Here is a 1,008-nt window from a genome sequence, read left to right as displayed (position 1 = left end):
TGCCGATGTGCGCGCTTAGTGGACTGCAACGTCAAACGGCCCTACTGCTCAGTCTTCTTCGATGTATCCCGTGGTGGGGTCAACGATGGCCAGGAAGTCGCGGATGTTCTCCATGTGCTCGTCGAGCGACAGGCTCGGGGTCGGACTCACGCCGAATCCGTAGCCGGGGTTGGGCCCGCTAAGCCACGTGTAGTCGGTGCCGCCGAACTCGTTTGGGCGGAGGGCGAACATCTCTCCATCGACTTCAAGCGTGAGCGCCGTGACGTCGGCCGCACCTTCGGTTTCGGGGCGCAGGCCGGGCACGGCCTCCGGGTGGGCCTCCCGGTCGCCATCGCCGTTGTCTGGGTAGATCGCCTTCACGCAGCCATCTTCGTGGATTTGCCTGGCCGGCGTGGTGACCTGCCGCGAGTCGCGTGCTACCGCCCCGACGGTGCGTCGAGCCGGCACGTGCGCGAACCTGCCGATGTGCGCGCCTCGCCGTCTCGTCCGGTAGAACGGTGAGCGACCGCGACTGGTGTGGGCGAAGGAGCAGGTGAGTTGTTGTGGAGAACCCAGACGTGGGTGCGGCTGCCATATCGCGGGTTTACGTCGACATGGTTGGAGACCTGTTCCACGCGGGCCACGTGTCGCTCCTCCGGGAGGCGCGCCGCCATGGTGACTCGCTGGTCGTCGGCGTGCTGTCCGACGACACCGCAGCCTCCTACAAGCGTCGTCCCATCATGACCCTTGCCGAGCGTGTCGCCGTGATCGAGTCGTGCAGGTACGTCGACGAGGTGATTGAGGACGCCCCGCTCCAAGTGACCGAAGAGTTTCTTGCCGAGCACGGGATCACCACCGTGGTGCACGGCGACGACTTGTCGCCCGAGGGGGCCGAGTTCGTATACGGGCCCGCTGCAGCAGCCGGGAAACTCACTTACGTTCGGCGTACGGGAGGAATCTCAACCACCCAGTTGATCCAGCGGGTGCTCGACGCGGCCGCCTCGCGAAAGGAATGACCGGATCTGCCGC

General features: G+C 65.7%; 2 protein-coding genes. One reads left to right on the top strand and one right to left on the bottom strand.

From position 1 onward, the window contains the following. Positions 1–48 precede the first annotated feature (48 nt). A complete protein-coding gene (locus AC5RWQ_RS30195; protein WP_494285998.1) occupies positions 49–360 on the bottom strand; it encodes a hypothetical protein in 312 nt (103 codons plus the stop codon). Positions 361–542: 182 nt separating this feature from the next. Here AC5RWQ_RS30195 and AC5RWQ_RS30190 point away from each other — a divergent pair, with 182 nt between their 5' ends. Next, a complete protein-coding gene (locus AC5RWQ_RS30190) occupies positions 543–995 on the top strand; it encodes an adenylyltransferase/cytidyltransferase family protein (RefSeq protein WP_494285997.1) in 453 nt (150 codons plus the stop codon). Positions 996–1,008 lie beyond the last annotated feature (13 nt).

The sequence above is a fragment of the Micromonospora sp. BS32 genome, assembly GCF_059089345.1.
The sequence above is the reverse complement of the archived record's forward strand: the minus strand, read 5'-3'. Positions and strand labels throughout refer to the sequence as shown.